The organism is Bradyrhizobium sp. CCBAU 53351 (assembly GCF_015291745.1).
Lineage (GTDB): Bacteria > Pseudomonadota > Alphaproteobacteria > Rhizobiales > Xanthobacteraceae > Bradyrhizobium.
Genome location: NZ_CP030060.1, coordinates 927,626 through 949,513, shown reverse-complemented (window position 1 = coordinate 949,513; position 21,888 = coordinate 927,626). Strand labels below are relative to the sequence as shown.

General features: G+C 61.1%; 18 protein-coding genes and 5 pseudogenes. 20 read left to right on the top strand and 3 right to left on the bottom strand.

Going from position 1 to position 21,888, the window contains the following annotated elements; all coding sequences use genetic code 11:
- The first annotated feature begins 42 nt into the window (after positions 1–42).
- The 13 genes from XH83_RS39390 to XH83_RS39330 all read left to right on the top strand — a co-directional run bounded on the left by XH83_RS39390 (position 43) and on the right by XH83_RS39330 (position 12,512).
- Positions 43–2,025 carry a conjugal transfer protein TraG gene (locus XH83_RS39390; RefSeq protein WP_128955108.1) on the top strand — a complete coding sequence of 661 codons (1,983 nt, stop codon included), beginning with the start codon at positions 43–45 and terminating at the stop codon, positions 2,023–2,025.
- A gap of 7 nt (positions 2,026–2,032) precedes the next feature.
- On the top strand, positions 2,033–2,461 hold the full coding sequence (locus XH83_RS39385) for a CopG family transcriptional regulator (RefSeq protein WP_128929814.1): 429 nt from the start codon (positions 2,033–2,035) through the stop codon (positions 2,459–2,461).
- A gap of 201 nt (positions 2,462–2,662) precedes the next feature.
- Positions 2,663–3,583, top strand: a complete 921-nt coding sequence (gene trbB, locus XH83_RS39380) for a P-type conjugative transfer ATPase TrbB (RefSeq protein WP_128930183.1) — start codon at positions 2,663–2,665, stop codon at positions 3,581–3,583.
- A 47-nt stretch (positions 3,584–3,630) separates the two neighbouring features.
- Positions 3,631–3,900 carry a TrbC/VirB2 family protein gene (locus tag XH83_RS39375; RefSeq protein ID WP_232995658.1) on the top strand — a complete coding sequence of 90 codons (270 nt, stop codon included), beginning with the start codon at positions 3,631–3,633 and terminating at the stop codon, positions 3,898–3,900.
- A complete protein-coding gene (locus XH83_RS39370; protein ID WP_128929816.1) occupies positions 3,900–4,163 on the top strand; it encodes a VirB3 family type IV secretion system protein in 264 nt (87 codons plus the stop codon). Before XH83_RS39375 ends, XH83_RS39370 begins: the two co-directional genes overlap by 1 nt.
- Positions 4,164–4,174: 11 nt before the next feature.
- A complete protein-coding gene (gene trbE / locus XH83_RS39365) occupies positions 4,175–6,616 on the top strand; it encodes a conjugal transfer protein TrbE (RefSeq protein ID WP_128929817.1) in 2,442 nt (813 codons plus the stop codon).
- Positions 6,613–7,344 carry a P-type conjugative transfer protein TrbJ gene (trbJ, locus tag XH83_RS39360; protein WP_128929818.1) on the top strand — a complete coding sequence of 244 codons (732 nt, stop codon included), beginning with the start codon at positions 6,613–6,615 and terminating at the stop codon, positions 7,342–7,344. The genes trbE and trbJ overlap by 4 nt, the downstream gene beginning before the upstream one ends.
- On the top strand, positions 7,344–7,718 hold the full coding sequence (gene trbK-alt / locus XH83_RS39355) for a putative entry exclusion protein TrbK-alt (RefSeq protein ID WP_128955109.1): 375 nt from the start codon (positions 7,344–7,346) through the stop codon (positions 7,716–7,718). The genes trbJ and trbK-alt overlap by 1 nt, the downstream gene beginning before the upstream one ends.
- On the top strand, positions 7,715–8,944 hold the full coding sequence (trbL, locus tag XH83_RS39350) for a P-type conjugative transfer protein TrbL (RefSeq protein WP_128929820.1): 1,230 nt from the start codon (positions 7,715–7,717) through the stop codon (positions 8,942–8,944). The genes trbK-alt and trbL overlap by 4 nt, the downstream gene beginning before the upstream one ends.
- A gap of 458 nt (positions 8,945–9,402) precedes the next feature.
- Positions 9,403–10,086, top strand: a complete 684-nt coding sequence (gene trbF, locus XH83_RS39345) for a conjugal transfer protein TrbF (protein WP_128929821.1) — start codon at positions 9,403–9,405, stop codon at positions 10,084–10,086.
- A 32-nt stretch (positions 10,087–10,118) separates the two neighbouring features.
- Positions 10,119–11,066 carry a P-type conjugative transfer protein TrbG gene (gene trbG, locus XH83_RS39340; RefSeq protein ID WP_128929822.1) on the top strand — a complete coding sequence of 316 codons (948 nt, stop codon included), beginning with the start codon at positions 10,119–10,121 and terminating at the stop codon, positions 11,064–11,066.
- The gene (locus XH83_RS39335) at positions 11,063–12,271 is read left to right on the top strand and encodes a TrbI/VirB10 family protein (protein WP_128929823.1); all 1,209 of its coding nucleotides are present in this window, start codon (positions 11,063–11,065) and stop codon (positions 12,269–12,271) included. The genes trbG and XH83_RS39335 overlap by 4 nt, the downstream gene beginning before the upstream one ends.
- 4 nt (positions 12,272–12,275) lie before the next feature.
- The gene (locus XH83_RS39330) at positions 12,276–12,512 is read left to right on the top strand and encodes a DUF2274 domain-containing protein (RefSeq protein ID WP_128929824.1); all 237 of its coding nucleotides are present in this window, start codon (positions 12,276–12,278) and stop codon (positions 12,510–12,512) included.
- Here XH83_RS39330 and XH83_RS39325 read toward each other — a convergent pair.
- The 3 genes from XH83_RS39325 to XH83_RS39315 all read right to left on the bottom strand — a co-directional run bounded on the left by XH83_RS39325 (position 12,482) and on the right by XH83_RS39315 (position 14,952).
- On the bottom strand, positions 12,482–13,447 hold the full coding sequence (locus tag XH83_RS39325; protein WP_128929825.1) for a LysR family transcriptional regulator: 966 nt from the start codon (positions 13,445–13,447) through the stop codon (positions 12,482–12,484). The two genes, XH83_RS39330 and XH83_RS39325, sit on opposite strands and share 31 nt — an antisense overlap.
- Positions 13,448–13,506: 59 nt before the next feature.
- Positions 13,507–14,139: an acyl-homoserine-lactone synthase gene (locus XH83_RS39320; RefSeq protein WP_128929826.1), complete on the bottom strand. Its 633-nt coding sequence runs from the start codon at positions 14,137–14,139 to the stop codon at positions 13,507–13,509.
- A gap of 81 nt (positions 14,140–14,220) precedes the next feature.
- Entirely contained in the window at positions 14,221–14,952 is a 732-nt protein-coding gene (locus tag XH83_RS39315; protein ID WP_128929827.1) for a LuxR family transcriptional regulator, read from the bottom strand.
- Positions 14,953–15,528: 576 nt separating this feature from the next.
- On the opposite strand from XH83_RS39315, the gene XH83_RS39310 reads away from it, so the two are divergent.
- The 7 genes and pseudogenes from XH83_RS39310 to XH83_RS39280 form a co-directional block, all read left to right on the top strand.
- The gene (locus tag XH83_RS39310; protein ID WP_128955110.1) at positions 15,529–16,944 is read left to right on the top strand and encodes an amidase; all 1,416 of its coding nucleotides are present in this window, start codon (positions 15,529–15,531) and stop codon (positions 16,942–16,944) included.
- Positions 16,941–17,849: a 3-hydroxyacyl-CoA dehydrogenase NAD-binding domain-containing protein gene (locus tag XH83_RS39305; RefSeq protein ID WP_128929829.1), complete on the top strand. Its 909-nt coding sequence runs from the start codon at positions 16,941–16,943 to the stop codon at positions 17,847–17,849. The genes XH83_RS39310 and XH83_RS39305 overlap by 4 nt, the downstream gene beginning before the upstream one ends.
- 257 nt (positions 17,850–18,106) lie before the next feature.
- Positions 18,107–18,241: pseudogene (locus XH83_RS39300) on the top strand (transposase); the annotation flags it as partial.
- 159 nt (positions 18,242–18,400) lie between these two features.
- Positions 18,401–19,862 (top strand): annotated as a pseudogene (istA, locus tag XH83_RS39295) (IS21 family transposase).
- Between the two features lie 11 nt (positions 19,863–19,873).
- Positions 19,874–20,402 (top strand): annotated as a pseudogene (locus XH83_RS39290) (ATP-binding protein); the annotation flags it as partial.
- Between the two features lie 55 nt (positions 20,403–20,457).
- Positions 20,458–21,481 (top strand): annotated as a pseudogene (locus XH83_RS39285) (IS110 family transposase).
- 265 nt (positions 21,482–21,746) lie between these two features.
- Positions 21,747–21,887 (top strand): annotated as a pseudogene (locus tag XH83_RS39280) (ATP-binding protein); the annotation flags it as partial.
- Position 21,888: the final 1 nt, after the last annotated feature.

Sequence of the window (21,888 nt, the reverse complement as noted above, 5' to 3'; positions counted from 1 at the left end):
TTCCTTGGCCAGAGCGTCATTCAGCGAAGGAGAGCCTTGTCGATGTCCGGAACCAAGATCTTGTGGGGGCAGCTCGTGGCTGTCGGCGCGATCGTCCTGCTCACGATCTGGAGCGCGACGGAGTGGACGGCCTGGCGCTTGGCCTTCCAACCCGAGCTCGGTCTGCCCTGGTTCAAGATGTATGGATTTGCGGTCTATTACCCGCCCGAGTTCTTCTGGTGGTGGTTCGTGTTCGACGCCTATGCACCTGACGTATTCACCGAGGGCGCCTACATCGCCGCCTCTGGAAGCTTTCTCTCCATCGCCGTGGCCATCGCCATGTCTGTCTGGCGCGCCCGGGAGGCCAAGGACGTTGCCACCTATGGCTCGGCCCGATGGGCCAAGCTTGAGGAGGTGAGGGCGGGAGGTTTGCTGAGCGCGGACGGGGTTGTGCTTGGCCGACTGGAGAAGAACGACCTGCGTCACGATGGGCCCGAGCACGTCCTCTGCTTTGCTCCAACGAGGTCCGGCAAGGGCGTCGGGCTCGTCGTCCCCTCGCTGCTGACATGGCCGCACTCGGCCATCGTGCACGACATCAAGGGTGAGAACTGGCAGCTCACAGCCGGGTTTCGGTCGAAGCACGGCCGTGTGCTGCTGTTCGATCCGACCAATGCCAGATCATCAGCCTATAATCCGCTTCTGGAGGTCCGGCGCGGGGAGTGGGAGGTCAGGGACGTCCAGAACGTCGCAGATGTGCTCGTAGACCCCGAGGGCTCGCTCGACAAGCGGAACCATTGGGAGAAAACCAGTCATTCCCTGCTCGTCGGGGCAATCCTTCACGTCCTCTATGCCGAGCCCAATAAGACGCTCGCCGGCGTCGCCGCTTTTCTATCGGATCCCAAGCGGCCGATCGAAACGACGCTGAACGCGATGATGACGACAGCACACCTCAAGGACCAGGGGCCGCATCCGGTCGTCGCCTCTACGGCAAGAGAGCTGCTGAACAAATCCGAGAATGAACGCTCGGGTGTGCTTTCGACAGCGATGTCCTTCCTCGGACTTTATCGGGATCCCGTCGTCGCCGAAGTGACAAGCCGCTGCGATTGGCGGATCGCCGACCTTATCGCAGACAACTGCCCCACCACGCTCTACCTGGTCGTGCCGCCCTCGGATATTTCGCGAACCAAGCCACTAGTCCGCTTGATCCTCAACCAAATCGGGCGGCGGATCACCGAGGACCTTCAGGATAAGGATCGCCGTCACCGCGTGTTGCTGATGCTGGATGAATTTCCAGCTTTGGGACGACTTGATTTTTTCGAGTCGGCACTGGCTTTCATGGCCGGCTACGGCATCAAGGCGTTCCTCATTGCCCAGTCGCTCAACCAGATCGAGAAGGCCTACGGCCCGAATAACGCGATCCTAGACAACTGTCATGTCCGGGTAAGCTTTGCGACCAATGATGAGCGCACCGCAAGGCGCGTCTCCGATGCGCTAGGCACGGCAACCGAAATACGCTCCATGAAGAACTACGCCGGCCATCGGCTCAACCCATGGCTCGGCCATCTCATGGTCTCTCGCCAAGATACCGCGCGGCCGCTTCTGACCCCGGGAGAGGTCATGCAGCTGCCGCCGTCAGAGGAGATCGTGATGGTGGCAGGCACTCCTCCAATCCGTGCGAGAAAAGTGCGCTACTACGAGGATGAGCGATTTGCCGAGCGCGTACTTCCCCCGCCAGATCCCGTCAAGATCCGAAGGTCTTCTCGCGCCGACAGCTGGTCAGGGCTGAAGGCCGCTATTCCCGATAAGACGCCCGCGGACATTGGCGGTGGCGACGCTGACACGGCCAATGGCGGACTGCGGCGAGAGCCCGAGCTTCCGGATCACCTCGCCATCGTTAAGGAAACGACGGAGGTCGCGCCGGCCGAGGAATTCGCCGTGCTGGAAGACGACGAAGATGCCGCGCGCCAGTCGCGCCTGCTGCGGCAGAAGATGCGCGGCGTTGCGCGGCAAGCCGCACTCGACCCGAATGATGGCATTGAATTGTGAGAAGATCATGCGCAACCGCATGAACGTCTACTTCCCTCCAGAGCTGTTGGCACAGATCACGGAACTTGCCGATCGAAAAAACATCTCACGCTCTGCAATCGTCGAGGCGGCAGTCAGCTCGTTCCTGTCCCCAGATGGCTCGGACCGGCGGGAAGCCGCCTTTTCGCGTCGTCTCGACAGGATATCGCGCCAAATGCAACGCCTCGAACGCGACCTCGGACTTACCGCTGAAACTCTGGCTCTGTTCGTGCGGTTCTGGTTGACAGTCACGCCCCCGCTTCCCTCCGACGCCCAGGCTGCCGCCCAAGCCAAGGGGCGTGAGCGCTTCGAGGGTTTTGTCGAGACGCTCGGCCGTCGCCTGCAAAAGGGGCAGAGTTTTCTGCGCGAGATTCCCGAAGATATCGTTCGGCAGCCGGCGGACGGAGACAGCAACTGACATCGGTTGTTGAGGCTTTGCGCCAATGTTTCTCTTTCTACGCTAGCCTACGATCCGACGAGCCACGTTGTTGCGTCATCTTCCATCGTGGTTTTTCTAATCGTCCCCATCTGAGGCGCTCGTGGGGGGCGCTCTCAAGCGAATGGGGCTCTCGTGATAATCCAGTCGGCTCAAGCGGAGGCGATCTCGCGCGGCGCGCGCATGCTGCGCAGCGCGCTCGGGCCTGCGGTCGCGCGCTATCTCGAAGACGATGCCGTCATCGAAGTGATGCTCAATCCCGATGGGCGGCTCTGGATCGACCGCCTGTCCGGCGGTTTGGAGGATACCGGCCAGCAGCTGTCACCTGCGGACGGGGAGCGCATCATTCGGCTGGTCGCGCATCATGTCGGTGCAGAGGTCCATGGAGCTGCTCCCCGGATCTCGGCCGAGCTGCCGGAAACCGGAGAGCGGTTCGAGGGATTGTTGCCGCCGGTCGTGGCTCGGCCGACCTTTGCGATCCGAAAGCCAGCGGTCGCTGTCTTTACGCTCGACGATTACGTCGCCGCCGGGATCATGCGCGCCGGTCAAGCCGCGATGCTGCGGGACGCCGTTGCCGGGCGACAGAACATCCTCGTCGCGGGCGGCACGTCGACAGGCAAGACCACGCTGACCAATGCGCTGCTGGTGGAGGTTGCCAAGACCTCCGACCGGGTCGTTCTGATCGAAGATACCAGGGAGCTGCAATGCCTGGCAGCAAACCTCGTGTCTCTGCGAACCAAGGACGGCGTGGTCTCGCTGTCTGACCTCGTGCGCTCTTCACTTCGGCTGCGGCCGGATCGAATTCCAATCGGTGAGGTCCGAGGCGCGGAGGCGCTCGATCTCCTCAAGGCCTGGGGCACGGGGCATCCCGGCGGCATCGGCACGATCCACGCAGGTTCTGCGCTCGGGGCGCTACGTCGCCTGGAGCAGCTCATCCAGGAGGCGGTCGTCACCGTCCCGCGCGCGCTCATTGCCGAGACCATCAATGTCATCGCCGTCCTTTCGGGGCGCGGCGCCGATCGCCGCCTTGCCGAGCTCGCCCGCGTCGAGGGCATCAGTGCGGGCGGCGACTACAGTCTTTCACCAGCAGGAGATCTCAAGTGAACCATCGCCTCCAGACTTCGCAAGCTTTCACCCTGGCCTTGATTGCCATGACCACGACCGCTACCCCCGTCATGGCCGCCGGCTCCAACATGCCCTGGGAGCAGCCGCTCAACCAGATTCTGCAATCGGTCGAGGGGCCTGTCGCCAAGATCATCGCGGTCATCATCATCGTGGTCACAGGCTTGACGCTGGCCTTCGGCGATTCGTCCGGCGGCTTTCGCCGGCTGATCCAGATCGTCTTCGGCCTGTCGATTGCCTTTGCGGCTTCGAGTTTCTTCCTGTCGTTCTTCTCGTTTGGCGGCGGCGTGGTGATCTGATGCAGGAGGGCGTCGCAGGCTTCCTCGTGCCGGTGCATCGCGCATTGACCGAACCGATCCTGATGGGCGGAGCGCCGAGAGCTGTTGCGATCGTCAATGGCACGCTCGCAGCGGCACTTGGATTGGGATTGCGCCTGTGGATCGCGGGCCTGCTGCTCTGGGCGCTCGGCCACGCCGCAGCTGTATGGGCCGCAAAGCGCGATCCCGCTTTCGTCGAGGTCGTACACCGCCACCTGCGAATTCCCGCTCATTTCGATCTTTAGGAACCTTTCCCATGTTGAATCTTGCCGAATATCGCAAGTCGAACACCCGCCTTGCGGACTTCCTTCCCTGGGCCGCGTTGGTCGATGAGGGCATTGTCCTGAACAAGGATGGCTCGTTCCAACGCACGGCCAAATTTCGCGGGCCCGATCTCGACAGCGCGGTACCGGCGGAGCTCGTCGCAGTCGCCGGCCGGCTCAACAATGCGCTGCGCCGCCTTGGCTCGGGCTGGGCGGTCTTCGTCGAAGCCCAGCGTCACTCCGCGGGAGCATACCCGCCGAGCATGTTCCCGGACGTCGCCTCCGCGCTCGTTGACGCCGAGCGCAAGGCCCAGTTCGAGGAGGAGGGCGTCCACTACGAGTCGAGCTACTATCTTACGCTCCTTTATCTTCCGCCGCCGGAAGATGCCGCAAGGGCCGAGCGGCTTCTCTATGAGGGCTGCGCTCGCAACGAAGATGCCGATGCGCGGCAGGTGCTGGCTGGCTTCGTTGATCGGACGGCGCGCCTCCTGCAGTTGATCGAAGGCTTCATGCCCGAATGCCGCTGGCTCGATGACAGCGAAACACTGACCTATCTTCACGCGACGATCTCGACAAAGCGCCATCGTGTCCGCGTCCCGGAGATCCCGATGTACCTGGACGCTCTGCTGGCGGATCAGCCGCTCTCGGGAGGGCTGGAGCCGATGCTGGGAGCGGCGCATTTGCGGGTGCTCACGATCGTCGGCTTCCCGACCGCCACGACCCCTGGGATTCTTGATGACCTCAATCGGCTTGCCTTCTCCTATCGCTGGTCGAGCCGAGCCATCATGCTCGACAAGCTAGAAGCCACAAGGCTGCTAACCCGAATTCGCCGGCAGTGGTTCGCCAAGCGGAAGTCTATTGCCGCGATCCTGAAGGAGGTGATGACGAACGAAGCATCCTCGCTGCTGGATACCGATGCGCACAACAAGGCGATGGACGCGGACGCCGCGCTCCAGGAACTTGGATCCGACGAGATCGGAGAGGCCTTTGTCACCGCCACTGTCATCGTTTGGGATCTGAATGCAAGGGCGGCCGACGAAAAGCTACGCCAAGTGGAAAAGGTCATTCAGGGTCGCGATTTCACCTGCATGGTCGAGACGGTCAATGCCGTCGAGGCGTGGCTCGGCAGCCTCCCCGGCCATGTCTACGCCAATGTTCGGCAGCCTCCGATCTCCACCTTGAATCTCGCGCACATGATTCCTCTCTCTGCCGTCTGGGCAGGCGAGGCGAGGGACCAGCACTTCAACGCGCCGCCGCTGCTCTTTGGCAAGACGGAAGGCTCGACGCCATTCCGCTTCTCCCTTCACGTTGGCGACGTCGGGCATACTCTTGTTGTGGGACCGACCGGCGCCGGCAAATCGGTTCTGCTCGCGTTGATGGCCCTTCAGTTCCGCCGCTATCCCGGCTCGCAGGTGTTCGCGTTCGATTTTGGCGGCTCGATCCGGGCGGCCGCGATCGCCATGGGCGGCGATTGGCACGACCTTGGTGGCGCGTTGTCGGCCGATGATGGCGCACCGATCGCATTGCAGCCGCTGGCCTGGATCGACAATCCCGCCGAACGGGCCTGGGCGACTGACTGGGTGGCCGCTCTTCTTACACGAGAGAAGGTCGATCTTTCTCCAGAAGGCAAGGACCATCTGTGGTCGGCCCTGACCTCGCTTGCCTCGGCACCGGTACCCGAGCGGACGCTAACCGGGCTTTCTGTCCTTCTGCAGTCGAACGTCCTCAAGCGCGCTCTCCAGCCCTATTGTCTGGGTGGGCCCTATGGGCGGCTGCTGGATGCAGAATTCGAGCGGCTTGGGGAAGCCTCAGTCCAGGCATTTGAGACCGAAGGACTGATCGGAACGGGGGCTGCGCCGGCCGTACTCGCTTATCTTTTTCACCGGATCGGTGACCGGCTCGACGGCAGGCCTACATTGATCATCGTCGACGAGGGGTGGCTAGCGCTCGATGATGCCGATTTCGCAGGACAGTTGCGGGAGTGGCTGAAGACGCTCCGAAAAAAGAACGCCTCGGTGGTGTTTGCCACCCAGTCCCTTTCCGACATCGACGGCTCGGCAATCGCCCCCGCAATCATCGAGAGCTGCCCGACGCGGCTGCTCTTGCCAAACGAGCGCGCGATCGAGCCGCAGATCACAGCCATCTATCGCCGGTTCGGGCTCAATGATCGCCAAATCGAACTCCTGAGCAGGGCAACGCCGAAGCGCGACTATTATTGCCAGTCTCGCCGAGGCAACCGCATGTTCGAGCTTGGCCTCGGCGAGGTCGCACTCGCCTTTACAGCCGCATCAGCCAAGTCCGATCAACTCGCAATCGAGCACCTGGTCGCCGAGCACGGCGCCGAGGGGTTTCTAGCGGTCTGGCTTGAGCACCGCGGAGCAAGCTGGGCTATCGACCTCATCCCGAATCTGAAAAATCTGGAGTCATCACGATGAGCCTTCGACGCTTGCGTTTCGCCATCACGATCCTTGTTGCATCGGCTTTTTCTAGCGGCACAGCGCGTGCCCAGTGGATTGTGTTCGATCCCAACAATTACGTTCAGAACGTGTTGACCGCCGCTCGCGAGCTGCAGCAGATCAGCAACCAGATCACCTCGCTGCAAAACGAAGCGCAGATGCTGATCAACCAGGCAAAAAACCTGGCGAGCCTGCCCTATTCTTCGCTTCTGCAGCTTCAGACCTCCATCCAGCGCACCCAGCAGCTCCTTGGTCAGGCGCAGCACATCGCCTACGACGTCCAACAGATCGACCACGCCTTTGCCACAAGCTATGCGCCGGCAACAAGCAGCCAGTCCGATGCCGCGCTGTTTGCGGGAGCGCAGGCGCGCTGGCAGAACTCCGTCGGAGCGCTTCAGGACGCTCTTCGCCTCCAAGCCGGCGTTGTGGGCAACCTCGACACCAATCGCATTCAGCTGTCCGCCCTGGTGAGCTCGAGCCAGAGCGCCAGCGGCGCGCTCCAGGCAACCCAGGCCGGTAATCAGCTCCTCGCTCTTCAGGCCCAACAGCTCGCCGATCTCACCGCGACCGTCGCGGCCCACGGCCGGGCACAGGCTCTCGAAGCAGCCCAACGCGCAGCGGCCCAAGACCAGGGCCGCGAACAGCTGCAGCGCTTTCTGACTCCTGGGCCCGGCTATCAATCCTCCAACGTACAGATGTTTCACTGATGAGGGATCCGAAAACTATCAAGGCGGTGTCGATCGCAATCACCGTCTTTGGCGGCATAGTGGCGATCATCGCATGCACGCTCACGCTGCAGAATCATGCGGGTGAGCTCGAACACCAGCCGATGACCGCCCAAATACCGAGTGTGCACGAGGCTGACCTGATCCGTTGCCGTGCCGTGACATCCACGCAAACTGATGCCTATGAGACTTGCCGGAAGGTCTGGGCAGAAAGCCGCCGGAGCTTCCTTGGGCAGAAGACGGACTCGAAGGGTTCGTCAGTTGGCTCTTCGGCGGAAGAGGCTTTGGAAGCAAAGGATCAGAGCCGATTGCCTCAAGGCTATCTAGCCCGTCCTGCGGTAGGGGGCGACCAATGACCGGCACGGGCATCATCGACCAATTCCTGGAGACTTTTACACGCTACATCGACAGCGGCTTTGGTCTCGTGGGCGGGGAGGTCGGTTACCTCGCAACGACCCTCGCTGCGATCGACATCACGCTTGCAGCGTTGTTCTGGAGCTGGGGCGCGGACGACGACATCATCGCGCGGCTGGTCAAGAAGACGCTCTTCGTCGGGGTTTTTGCTTACCTGATCGGAAATTGGAACAGTCTCGCCCGTATCGTCTTCGAGAGCTTTGCGGGCCTTGGGCTGAAGGCCTCCGGCACCAGCTTGTCGGCCGGCGATTTCGTGCGGCCGGGCAAGATCGCGCAGGTGGGCCTCGATGCAGGCCGTCCGCTCCTGGACTCGATCTCCAGCCTGATTGGCTACATCAGCTTTTTCGAGAACTTCGTCCAGATCGTGGTTCTGTTGTTTGCCTGGGCAATCGTGCTTCTTGCCTTCTTCATTCTGGCCGTTCAGCTTTTCGTGACACTGATCGAGTTCAAACTCACTACATTGGCCGGATTTGTGCTGATTCCCTTCGGCCTGTTCGGCAAGACCGCCTTTGCGGCAGAGCGCGTCCTCGGCAACGTGGTCTCATCAGGCATCAAGGTGCTGGTGCTGGCTGTGATTGTCGGCATCGGCTCAACACTGTTTTCGCAATTTACGTCGGGCTTCAACGGCGCCCAACCGACCATCGAAGATGCCATGACATTGGTTCTTGCGGCGCTCTCGCTGTTGGCGTTGGGGATCTTCGGACCGAGCATCGCAAGCGGGCTGGTCTCCGGTGGGCCGCAACTCGGCGCAGGATCTGCGGTCGGTACAGCACTTGCCGCAGGCGGCGCCGCGGTGGCGACAGCCGGGCTTGCTGCAGGTGCGGCAGGTCTCGCCGGCGGAGCGCTCGTGGGCGCCGGCAGGATGGGCGCAAGCGCTGTCACGGGCACCGCAGCGGCATATCGCAGTGGCGGCCTCACGGGCGTCGCAAATGCGGCCGCCTCTGCAGCAGCAAGTCCACTTCGCAGGATGGCCTCGACGGTTGGCGGAGGCGGTCAATCGACGAGCACTTCAGCTCAGACCGCGAGCGGTAGCCCCACTTGGGCTCAGCGCATCAAGCAAGGTCAGGGCCTTGATCGGGGGGTATCGGCGGCAGTTCATGCAGTCAAATCCGGCGATCCCGGTGGCAGCGGCAGCTCGGTCGATCTCTCCCAGGAAGAGCGCCGATGAGAGGGATTTCCGAGAACGGCGCATGGCCGTCGAACTCCGCTCGGCCTGTTCCGATGATCAGCTGTTCTCGTGGGTCCTCTGCAGTGCGTCGGCTGGGTCGTCAATGCGTCATTCAAGCCTCTCGCATTCTGTCCTTGACGCTGACGCCAGCTCTGATCTGGCAAGCGATCCATGGCCAGATCCCGTCCGACACGTCGCTGCGCCAACGGCCCCTTCTTCTCGGTGTCGCGGGTGCGAAGGCAGGATTGGGCTCGGTTCTTTTGCCGCGCAATCCGGCGCAGCTCCCGGAAGTAAGGGGACTCAGTCGCAGCATTCGCCGCCGGCGGTGCAGAAGCTGCCACATCGTACGGTGCTTGTGCGTGTTCGCGCGCGTGATCCGCATCGAGCAGCCGACATGAGCAAAACGCCGTCTGCTGCCGGCTCGCTACGATGGATCAGGGATACTCAGGGGAAGTTCAATGTTTAAGAGATCAGCAACGCATTATGGCCGCGCGCCGGCGGCACTCACCCCTTATCAGAAGGCAGGTCAAGTCTGGGACGAGCGCATCGGCTCGGCCCGCCTGCAGGCGAAGAACTGGCGCTTGATGGCGTTCGGCTGCCTTGCTCTGTCTTGCAGCCTTGCCGGCGGGCTGATCTGGCAATCGACACAAGGAACGATAACGCCGTGGATCGTCGAGGTCGACCGGCTCGGTCAAGCTCAGCGGGTCTCGCCTGCAAGTTCCGACTACGACCCGACGGATCCACAAATTGCCTGGCACCTGGCGCGGTTCATCGAAGATGTGCGCGCCCTGCCATCCGATGCCATCGTGCTGCGGCAGAATTGGCTCCGGGCCTACGACTTCACGACCGATCGCGGGGCCGTCGCACTCAATGAATATGCCAGGGCAAACGACCCATTCGCCGGGCTCGGCAAGGCGCAGATCTCGGTGGAAGTCTCCAGCGTCATACGGGCCTCGCCCGACAGCTTTCGTGTCGCATGGATTCAGCGCGCTTACGAGAACGGCTCGCTCGCCTCGACCGAGCGATGGACAGCCATCCTGAGCATCGTCATCCGAACGCCGCGTGATGCCGATCGGCTGCGCAAAAATCCTCTCGGAATCTATGTGAATTCGATCAATTGGTCCAAGGAGTTGGGGCAGTGAAAGTATATCCTTGCGAGTTCAGGACAGCGCCAATGAAGAGGGGCATCACTTCCGCAGCCGTCATGCTTGGCTGCATGCTCAGCGGCTGCTCGACCTTCATTCCACCCGAAATCAGCTATGACACAGATGTGCCGCCGCTGCCTGTGGCGGCAGCGCCGGCGGATGATCGTCCGCGTCCCCTGCATGTGCCTCCATCCTGGAAGCCGTCGCTTGGCGGCAAGCCGGGCACCAAGGAGGATGTCGAGCCGGTCAACCGGATCGAAATCGCCAACAGTGCGGCGCGCGTCGAGCCGAGGCGGAGAGGCTATTTCAACGCCGCACAGATCTACAGCTATAGCCCGGGCGCGCTCTATCAGGTCTATGCCGCGCCGGGACAGATCACCGACATTGCTCTTGAGGAGGGGGAGCAGTTGACCGGCTCCGGCCCGCTCGCAGCCGGCGACACCGTGCGATGGGTCATCGGCGACACCGAAAGCGGCAGCGGCGAGGAGCGCAGGGTGCACGTGCTGGTCAAGCCGACGCGCGCCTCCATCGAAACCAACCTCGTGATCAATACTGATCGGCGCACCTATCTCCTCGAGCTCCGCTCGCGCGAGAAGCCCTACATGCCATCGGTCGCGTGGTACTATCCGCAAGATCGGATCAAGCGGCAGCAATTGACTCCTGTTCCGCTGCTCCCAGAGCTTGCACAACGGCGCTTTCGGTATGCGATCGAGGGGGACAATCCGCCGTGGCGCCCCCTTGCAGCCTACGACGACGGCCGAAAAGTCTACATCGAGTTCTCGCAAGGTATCGTCCAAGGCGAAATGCCGCCGCTGTTTGTGCTCGGGCCTGACGGTAAGAGCGAAATCGTCAATTATCGCACCTTTGGCAGCGTCCTGATCGTCGACCGCCTGTTTGCGGCTGCCGAACTGCGGCTTGGTGGAGAACATCAACAAAAGGTTAGGATCGTCCGCACCGACGGGAGGTTTTCGTCATGACGGAAGAACACCGCGAAGATGAGACCTCCCCGGACGGCGAACAGGAGACAGGTGAGCTCGAGGATGGGTTTCGGCTCCGGCCCGAATACCCGAGCGTCACCCGCTTGTCTCGCAAGGTGCTGCTGACCGGATCCGCGCTCTGCCTGGCGCTGGTCGCCGCGGCGGCGACGTGGGCGCTCCAGAAACAACGGCCGCGTGAGGCCGCTTCCGAGGAGCTCTATCTGGCTGAGCGTCACAATGTTGCTGAGAGCGTCACAGCGTTGCCGCCGGACTACTCGAAGGTCACCCCTCCTGTCCCCCAGCTTGGTCCACCTCTTCCCGGCGATCTCGGCAGACCAATCCTGGCCGCCAAAGGCCAGATCGCCGCGCCAGGCGCTGCGGCCGACCAGGAACAGCAACGCCGTGACCAGGAACAAGAGGCGGCTCGTGTAAGCCGACTGTTCGCCTCTACCAATGTGAGGGACACGGCAGCGTCGAGCGGAGCCCAAGCAGGTGGCGCCAATGCTCCCTCCCTGATCCCCAGCAGCGAGGATGGGTCACTGCAAAACGCTCAGGACCGGAAGCTCGCCTTCGTAAATGCGGCCACCGATCGACGAACGACCAGTCCAGACCGCCTCGTGAAGGCGCCATCACCTTACGTGGTGCAGGCCGGATCGGTTATCGCCGGGGCCCTGATCACCGGCATTCGCTCCGATCTGCCTGGAATGATCACAGCTCAGGTAAGCGAGAATGTTTATGATACGCCCACCGGGCGCTTTCTCCTCATCCCCCAGGGCGCCAGACTGACTGGCATCTATGACAGTCAGGTGAGCTTCGGCCAGAGCCGCGTGCTGCTCGTTTGGACCCGGTTGATCATGCCGAACGGCCGCTCGGTCGTCTTGGAGCGCCAACCGGGGACAGACACGCAAGGCTATGCCGGCCTTGAAGATCAGGTTGACAACCATTGGGGTGAGCTGTTCAAGGCGGCGGCGCTGTCGACCTTCCTGGCTGTTGGCTCGGAAGCGGGTGCAGGTTCCGATGCGAGCAATAGCAACAGCGCAATCATTGGTGCCCTCAGGCGCGGTGCATCAGATTCGCTGAACCAGGCCGGCCAACAAGTGGTCCGCCGTAGCCTCAATATCCAGCCGACCTTGACGATACGCCCGGGTTACCCGGTCCGCGTCCTGGTCAACCGTGATCTCATTCTTGAACCTTATAGAGGCTAGCCGCATGCCTAAATTGAAGATTGCAGCGCTTGTGGACGATCGGCCTGTCAAAATGACGGTCGAACTCGCGGCCCATGTTCACCGGGATTTGCACGTCTATGCCGATGTGCTGGCGAAGCAAACCGGACAGGCCGTCGAACCTGCCAAGCTCATTGGCCCGATGTTGGCGCGCTTCATGGCGACAGACCGGGCTTTTGCGAAATCAAAACGTCAAGCCCGCTCTTCCCCTCCTGAAGAATAACATTCTCTCAGAAGGGCTAGGAAGTGGGCGACAACAGATCTTTCATCGCCGGTTCTGACATGAGCTGACATTGTGATCCGACTGGGTCCCCTTGCGTCGTGCAGTTCGCGATACACCACCCCTGGGAATCCGGCGTGAGCTTCGGATGCCAATAACGGCGTGACGCCGCGGCCAATGCTGACGAGACTGGTCAGCTTGCTGCGGCTCACGTCGCAGGCTTCGATTAAGGCCCCGTTTCCATGAGCCGCCAGTTTGCAGACCAGAAGGTCTTCGACTTCTCTTGCGGGATCATCGCGGCTGACGAGAACGGTTCGACTGTGCAGATCGGCGCAGGAGACCGACTCGTTCTGAGCTAACTCATCATTCTTGGCGAGTGCGATGAGAATACCTTCACGCCATAGGGGAAAGGCCGCCGTGAGCAGCATGGAAGATAGACCGTCTGGCGCGATGGCGATATCGAGCGAGCCCGTCTGAAGCGCGATCAGGAGTTCCGGCATGACGCGTTCAAGGACGGCGACCTTGATTTCCGGATAACGGCTTTGAAACTCGGCGATCGCAGGTGTTATTCGTCCTGCGGAGACGAATGGGCAGAAGCCGATAGCCAGGTGATCCGCCCGCTTGGACAGGGTCAAGACTGTCGCCTTCGATAATGAATCGACCTGCTCGATGATAAGCTTTGCCGTCCTCAGGAATGTCGTACCAGAGGCTGTTGGATTCATCCCGTATCTCGATCGCTCGAACAAGCGGGTACCAACCAGGCATTCCAATCGTCCGATCGCCCGACTGATGGCCGAGTGTTCGACACCCAGCACCCTGGCTGCGCTCCGAATGCTGCCCGCTTCATTGACTGTCACAGCAACGCGCAGATGTTGTAAACTTATTGGATTGGATATTGGTCGCTGTGTCTGACAGGCAAGGTGGTCGATTGGAGGCATTTACAAATCAAGGTGCGGCGATTTAAGTCGGATGAGTTCTGCGGGCAGCGAGCCGGCAGTCAGGCGGCGTGCGACAGGACTGGAGTCCAGAGAACTGGGCCGGCGAGTCCACCGGCCGCACGTATCCTGTCCAAAGCATTGAGCGTGATTTCCAGGTGGCCGGCGACAGCAAGCGTGTTTCCAATTTCACAAGGCGATGCAATCCGGCGAAGCGGCCATCCTGCGCGCCTCAGAATTCGCTCCATCCGGACGTCGGTGACTGTGACGATGCTCGTGAGCTGTCGAGACAGACCAAACTCAATCATGCCCGCGAAGAGTTCGTAAGTTGCCCTCGCAAGCCCGTGTGCCGCCTTCGGAGCATCTGAAGGAAGATCAACTGCAAAGCGGCTGCTCTCCCACACATGAGGATCCGATGGGGCAGGGCACTTTCCCAGGAGCACAGAAAAGGTGTCGCGGATCATCGTCGGGCCGGTTGTCGGCAAAAGGCGAACCGACCCCTGCACCAGTCCCTCGACCGACGTTTGGACGAGATATACCGGACCTAGCGCGTCAAACTCGTCGGTCTCCATCTCGCCGGAACTGTGAACGCTCCAATCTAATCTTTGCTTGAAGACGCGATGCCGCAGCCTGTGCATGGCCGCTAGCGTTTGGGAGAACGCGCCGTGAAATGGTTCGGCAATCAGTTGAATCATGACCCCTCCTGTCCGGATTTCGACTATATGGGAGAGCCGGGTGCAAATGGCACCACGTACAACTAGAGGGGCGGCGCGGCCCTAATCTTGCCTAACTGCCTTAGCAGCGCCAAGTCGTGAAGTCGCTTCGGCCAATGTCCTCACGCCCAGCTTGTTCTTTGCATTATTCAAATAGGACTTCACGGTATTTGGCGATATCTGCAGGATCTGCCCAATCTCCCATGTGGTCTTGCCCTTTGCGACCCAGTCGAGGCACTCCATTTCGCGACGTGAGAGTTCAACGTTAGCGATCATCAGTTCATGAGAAAGCTTTTGCCGCACGCGCCGGTCGAAAGAAATGGCCATGAACTGGAGGACCTCCGAGCGGCGCTCTATGCTCAATTGAAATGCTCGGTCATTCTGGTCGGTGGCAAACGTCAAGGCGGCCATGGAGGCGCCGTTGTGGATTGGAACGGTGAATCCCAATCGGATCCCACACTGAGCAGCTTCGTCGAGCAAGCTTCGCTGCGCCCGAGAAATCAATCTATGAGGTTCCCTGTGGTCCCAGCTAAAGGGCTCCGTGGTCTCCAGCGCACGCTCGATAATGGGGTCGAGGCGCTCATAGTGACTGCGCACATAATGCGCAACCCAATTGGCGGGATACGTGGAAATCACGAGGGCGTTCTCACCCCGTCTCTTCGGCCAGGCCAGATAAGCCAAACATGGCAGCTCAAGTGCGCGTCCGGTGACCGCCAAGGCGTCGCTAAAGCCATCAGCGTGGTTCGCGTTGATCAGCAGATTGAGAAAATTTTGGAAGATACGGTGCGTGCTCATTCGCATACGATTCGGTAGAGAAGATGAGCGACGTTACGAGTCCCTTTGCTGCGTAAAGGCAAGTTGTTCGAAAGTCTCGCGACGTCACACTGTTAACCGACCAGCGATCGAGCTGCACCTATTCAGCTCACGTCCACTTTCGACACGGCGCAACCGACATCACTGTTCTGGGCGGTTCTGTAGGCGAGAACCGCCAAAGAGCGCAAGGACGACAAGCCCTGATAGTTTGGCGGTCATCTTCCACACACGCAACTACACTTAGAGGCCGCAGTCCTGCGCTCATCGCAGAATTTGGCAGGATAAATGCGCGTACGCCGGGATTCTTCGCGGATTTACTCCCAAAGTGGTCCTACGTTCTCTACGGCAGGCGAGGCGGGGCTGAGGAAAAGCTAAGAGATAATTTTTCGTAGGCAGACGGGGCCGTGCGCGTCAAGCGCCGCCCAGCGTTCTGCTCGCCGTCCAGTTGGAGACTTTTCTATGCGTCGTCGAAGCGGCCTTTCGAAAATGCCTACACTTTTGCGATCATTGCTCTCGATCGCCAACTAAGGGGACGACGGCAAGAGACGGGGTTCTGAAGTGCATGAATTGATCAGGCAGACCGCCTGCAGTGTTGTCGAAAAATTGCGGAATGGCGAAGTAAGCCCCCTGGAGCTGCTGGACGCGCTGGAGCAGCGGATCGGGCAAGTCGACGGCAAGCTTAACGCGCTGCCCATCCTTTGTTTTGATCGCGCGCGCACACATGCTCGTACGCTGATGGAGCGACCTACCGGCGCACGTGGGCTGCTGGCCGGTCTTCCCGTTCCCATCAAAGATCTGATTGACGTTGCCGGCACTCGCAACACACAGGGCTCCCCGATCTTCAGGAACAAAATAGCTGAGACGTCGGACATCTTGGTCGAGCGCATCGAGCAGAATGGTGGTGTTGTTTATGCAAGATCGAACACCCCCGAGTTCGGAGCGGGGGCCAACACGGTCAATGAACTCTTCGGAGCAACGCTCAATCCGTGGAATCCAGCTCGCTCTGCTGCTGGCTCGTCCGGAGGTGCCGCGGTTGCGATCGCCGCCGGCATGGCTTGGGTTGCGCATGGCTCTGACATGGGGGGCTCACTCCGAAATCCGGCGAGCTTTTGCGGTGTAGTGGGTCTTCGGCCGAGCTTGGGCCGAGTGGCCCGAACTCCCAAATCTAAAATCGACCGCAACCTCGGCATACACGGACCAATGGCGCGCAATGTCGAGGACGTTGCGCTCCTGTTGGACGCAATGAGTGGTGAGCATCCTGCCGATCCACTGTCCTTGCCGGCACCCGCAGAATCGTTCCTGACGACCACGCGCACGGCAAAGAGACCAAGACGGGTTGCCTATTCGGCCGATCTGGGCATTACACCCGTGGATCCTCAAATTGTGGAAATTACCCGCGGCGCTGCAGCGCGCTTCGTCGAACTTGGTGTAATCGTCGAAGAAGCTCACCCCGATCTTCGAGAAGCTCAAGAGTGCTTCCACGTTCTCCGCGCATTCGATTTCGCTATTAGCAAAGCTGCTCTACTTCGAAGCCATCGCGATCTGCTCAAGCCGGACGTCGTTTGGAACATCGAAGAAGGGCTGAAGCTTTCTATCGAGCAACTCGAACGCGCCGAGGAGCAGCGAGTTGCCATGGTGGTGCGCGTACTTAAGTTTTTCGAGAAGTACGATCTTCTCTTGACGCCGGCAACAATCGTAGAGCCTTTCCCCGTGGCCAACAGCCACGTCATGGAGTGCGACGGCAGACAATTTGAGAATTACGTGGATTGGGTTGCCATCGCTTTTGCAATCACCCTCGTCTGTTGCCCCGCGATGTCTCTGCCCTGCGGTTTCACGAGTTCCGGCCTTCCGGTAGGCTTGCAAATGGTCGCTCCCCCTCGAGCCGACGGGCAGTTATTGGCCGGTGCTAAACTGCTTGAAGATAGTTTGGGGCTACTCGGCAGTACGCCGATCGATCTGGGGCTCGCAACATGAATGGCACAATCGCGGTTCTCGGCTGCGGGCTTATAGGCCAAAGCTGGTCGGCGCTATTCACTGCCTATGGTTATGACGTCGTCGGCTGGGATCCAGCGCCAAAATCGCAGTCCCTGTTGCAAGAAGCGATTTCTCGATGTCAGAAGCAGGTTTTTCGTCCCTCGGAACTTGAATCAGGCCTTGGTTCCTTTCGCCTTGTCGAGACACCGGAACAGGCGGTTTCCGACGCCTTTTGGGTTCAGGAAAACGCACCCGAAGTGCTCGAGTTAAAAGGAGAGCTCTACGGCCGCGTTGAGGCGGCAGCCCATCCCGATACGGTACTCGCAAGCAGTACATCCTCTCTAACTTGGTCACAGCTTGCCACCAGCCTAAAACGAACCTCGCGATTCATTACTGCTCATCCCTTCAATCCTCCACACATCATGCCGCTAGTGGAGATTTATGGGGCCGATGCTGATCTTCGGACGACGGCTGTGTCGTTCTTTCGCGGGCTCGGCCGCGAGCCAGTTCTTTTAGCCCGCGACGTAGTAGGGCACATCGCCAACCGGCTTGCTTCAGCACTCTGGCGTGAAGCGGTCAACTTAGTCGCCGAGAATATTGCTGATGTCGCCGCTGTCGACGCGGCGCTCGTGCATGGACCTGGGCTGCGCTGGTCAGTGGTCGGTGCACATATGGCCTACCACCTTGGTGGGGGTCCTGGGGGAATTGAGCATTACCTGCGACATCTCGGGCCTAGCCAGGAACGCCGATGGGCCACGCTAGGTCAGCCACAGCTTACTCCCGATGTCTGTACCCGTCTGGTCGCTGGCGTCCATGCAGAGGCGGATGGCAGATCGATTTCCGAATTAGAAGGTGAACGTGATCGCGCACTCTTGAGACTCCTTGCCGCGCGGAGTTCAATTTAAGCATATGGACAAGCTCAGCGTGGGTTGACTTCAGCGACAATTGGAAGACAACCTGTACATCCGAGCCGGCGCTCGCAGGACTGACGCGCCGTTGACATTGGCCAAAGCTGTTGCCTGACGGCGCTATCAAGCGTGAATTGCACCAAACAATCATCATTGCCAAGCCGCCGACGGCGCGTGGCACGCTCCCTCAGTCTGAGCTGCTGCCGGTTTGATGGACACCGAGATTAGGTGTTTCATGAAGCCGGAGGTGGGCGATGAAGAGACGGAAGTTTAGTCGCAAGTTCAAGATCTAGGCGGTCAAGCTGGTCCGGAAACGCGGGGTGTCGGTGGCACAAGCCGGCCGCGACCTGGACGTTCATGAGAACGTTCTGCGCAAATGGGTCAAGGAGTTCGGCTGCTGATTCCGCTTGATGTCGCCCACCATTCCGGGATGATGTCGCCCGGGGTATCGCAAGAGCGAACCCGGGGTGACGAGGCCTCTTCTGGCTCCGATACGGTCCCGCCTTTCGTTGCGAAGGGGGACCTGGATGCCGACGGAGAGGCTTGCGATGCGCCATGTGCGCGATGTGATCAGATTGAAGTCGGCTGGGATGCCGACCCGCGAGATTGCGCGGCGGTTGGGGACGGTGCCTTCGACGGTGCGGTTGACGATCCGCCGGTTTGAAGCGGCGGGGCTGACCTGGCCATTGCCCGACGGCATCACCGACGCTGTGCTGGAAGCCCGGTTGTTCGCCAGCGCGGGAGCCGGTCTCGGCACCCGGCGTGGCCATCGCCGGCAGGCGGAGCCGGACTGGGCGGCGGTGCACCGCGAGCTCCGGCGCACGCACGTGACGCTGTCGATCCTGTGGGAGGAGTACATCGCGGGCGAACCCGGCGGGTATCGCTATTCGCGGTTCTGCGAGCTCTACCGGGCCTGGGAAGGCCGGCTGTCGGCGACGATGCGCCAGTCGCATGCAGCCGGCGACAAGCTGTTCGTCGATTATGCGGGCGACGGCGTGCCGGTGGTGATCGACCGGTTTACCGGCGAGCGGCGCACCGCGCAGATCTTCGTCGCGGTGCTCGGCGCATCGAGCTTCACCTGCGCGCAGGCGACCTGGACGCAGGGGCTCGCCGACTGGATCGATGGCCACGTCGGCGCCTTCGAGGCGATCGGCGGCGTGCCGGCACTGCTGGTGCCGGACAACACCAAGGTCGCCGTGATCAAGGCCTGCCTGTACGATCCGCAGATCAACCGCAGCTACGCCGACATGGCGGCGCAATACGGCACCGCCATTCTGCCGGCCAGGCCCACGGCGGCCACGGGACAAGGCCAAGGTCGAGCAGGCGGTCCTCATGGTCGAGCGCTGGCTGCTCGGACGGCTGCGCCATCGGACCTTCCACAGCCTCGCCGAGGTCAACGCGGCGATCGCCGAGTTAATGACCCGGCTCAACGAGGAGCGACCGATCCGGCGGCTCGGCGTGACCCGCCGCAAGCTGCTGGAGGAGATCGACCGGCCGGCACTCAGGGTCTTGCCGGAGAGCCCTTACGTGTTCGCCGAGTGGCGGATCTGCCGGGCCAGCATCGACTACCACGTCGAGGTCGAGGCGCATTACTACAGCGTCCCGCATCGCTTCGTCCGCGCCGAGGTCGAGGTGCGCTTCACCGCCCGCACCGTGGAGATATTCCACAAGGGCGAGCGGATCGCCGCGCATCAGCGCATGAGCGGCAACCACAAGCACACCACCGTGCCGGAACACATGGCGTCCAGTCATCGGCGCTACGCCGGCTGGACCATCGAGCGCATCCGCAAGGAGGCCGCCGCGATCGGGCCGGCCACCGCCGCGCTGTGCGACCTGATCCTCGATGAACGCACGCACCCCGAGCAGGGCTTTCGCACATCGGCGCGCACCTACGGCTCAGTCAAATCGATCCTCGCCAACAATCTCGATCGGCGGCCTTCACCCAAGCGGCCCGCGGACGACGCGCCGATCCTCCATCCCAACAACCGCGGGCCGCGCTACTACAACTAGGAGATCACGCCTTGCTCACGCATCCGCCCCTCGATCAACTCTACACGCTCGGCCTGCATGGCATGGCGAAGGCGCCTTCGCCGACATCGAAGCCGGCGGCGAGGCCGCAAGCCTCGGCCACGCCGAATGGCTCGCGCTCCTGCTCGAACGCGAAGCGTCGCTGCGACGCGACAAGCGGCTGTCGAAGCGGCTGCAATACGCCAAGCTGCGCCAGGAGGCCTGCGTCGAGGACATCGACTATCGCACCCCGCGCGGCCTCGACCGCAGCCTGCTGACGATGCTGGTCGAAGGGCAATGGATCGACGACCACGCCACCTTTTGATCTGCGGGCCCTCCGGCGTCGGTAAGAGCTGGCTCGCCTCAGCGCTCGGCAACAAGGCCTGCCGCGACAATCGCTCCGTGCTTTATCAGCGCGTCCCACGGCTGTTTAGCGATCTCGCTTTGGCGCGCGGCGACGGCCGCCACTCCCGCCTGCTGCGCGCGCTTGGCCGCGTCGATCTCCTCATCTTTGATGGTGTGGACGGCCTCACCTCAACGGCATCATAGTGCCAAGGCGTGGTCGCCAGAGCGCCACAAAGAAGGGGGACCGTCCGAGATGAAGTTTATTAGAATAGGCGTTGATCTCGCCAAGAACTATTTTCAGATTAATGCGCTGTCTAGTGAGGATGCACCAGCCGTAAAGCGCAAGCTGACGCGCCGGACGATGCGCGAGTTCTTCTCGAGGATCGAGCCGTGCCGCGTTGGCATGGAGGCTTGCGGCTCAGCCCACTATAGGGCGCGCGAACTGAAGGCCATGGGACACGATGTGTCTCTGATGCCGCCGGCCTACACAAAACCCTATGTCAAGCGAGGTAAGAACGATGCCGTCGATGCGGAAGCCATCTGTGAAGCGGTCTCGCGCCCTGCCATGCGTTTTGTGCCGATCAAGAGCGCTGATCAGCAAGCGACCCTGATGTGGCACAAGACGCGCGAGCTGCTGGTCAAACAGCGAACGATGAGCGTGAACGCTCTACGCGGCCATTTGGCCGAATTCGGTCTTGTCGTCGCCAAGGGCACCGGCCGCGTCGACGAGCCTTTAGGCCTCGCAGAAGGCGATGCGACTCTTCCCGACGCCGCTGTCCTGGCCGCGAGGGTTCTCGGTCAGCAAATTGATGCGCTCGGAGGCGCACTCGATGATTTGGAGAGGGAGATCGCCAAGGCTCACGCGCTCAGCGAGACGAGCCGTTCGCTCGGAGAAATTTCCGGCGTTGGCAAGCTTGTTGCCTCGGTAATTACAGCCAGTGTACCAGACCCAAGCGTATTCAATTCGGGACGGGATTTTGCTGCCTGGCTGGGTCTGACGCCCAGGCAAATTTCAAGCGGGGGTAAACCAACTCTCGGAACCATCACCAAGGCGGGTAATCGATATATAAGGAAGTTACTCGTTCTCGGAGCAACATCGCTTCTAAACGTTGTGGAAAAACGCCGCGGCGGCTTGCGCGACTGGATTGTCGGGCTTTTGGCTAAAAAAGCCGGCGCGGCTTGTGACCGTCGCCCTCGCCAACAAGCTTGCTCGGATCATCTGGGCAATGATGAAAACCGGAGAATGCTTCCGCACCGAGATGTTCGCCAAACTTTGAGTGTCGGACAGCCGCATCGAAGAGTTATAAGCTTGGTAAGTGCAAGAAAGGCATGATGAAAGACAACGGTCGCCACCGAAAACCAGGAAAACCCGACCAGTCGTGTGAGCCTCAAAGCTCGCATCCTTGATGTGACCCCTTGGTTGTCGGACTTCATCAGGGCCAGCGGAGATATGATCCGCGCTAAACGCCGGACATACGATCGCAGCCGTCCAAGTCGTTCGAAGTGCCAAATTGTGCTTGCCATCAGAGGCCGTCCACATACGACGACTGGGGCCTCGAGCCGCTTGACGCCGCGGCCCGCCACGACCTCCTGGAGATCCTCGAGGACCGCTACGGCCGCGGCTCCACCATCGTCACCAGCCAGCTCCCGATCGATCAATGGCACGCGCTGATCGGCGAGCCGA